Consider the following 299-nt stretch of genomic DNA (forward strand, 5'->3'; position numbering starts at 1 on the left):
ATTTTTCATTTCTTATTACGGAGAAATGAAACAGTGTGTCGTTTCAATTTTCAGCTTGATCCAGATTTTTAAAGAGCAAATATCTCAAACGTGACTCGTAAGTCAGTTTTGAGATACTTCGGTCGGCGACTTTCACTCACACATACCAGCAAGTGGCGTCCCCTAGGGGATTCGAACCCCTGTTACCGCCGTGAAAGGGCGGTGTCCTGGGCCTCTAGACGAAGGGGACACTGAAGTCTCAATCGCAAGACGCCTTGCTATTTACTTTTCATCAGACAATCTGTGTGAGCACTACAAAG

General features: G+C 45.2%; 1 tRNA gene. It reads right to left on the reverse strand.

Annotated features, from left to right (window positions below):
• Window positions 1-153: 153 nt before the first annotated feature.
• Window positions 154-229: transfer RNA gene (locus tag OGX92_RS01925), tRNA-Glu, on the reverse strand.
• Window positions 230-299 lie beyond the last annotated feature (70 nt).

The sequence above is a fragment of the Citrobacter sp. Cpo089 genome, assembly GCF_030332695.1.
Taxonomy (GTDB): domain Bacteria; phylum Pseudomonadota; class Gammaproteobacteria; order Enterobacterales; family Enterobacteriaceae; genus Citrobacter; species Citrobacter portucalensis.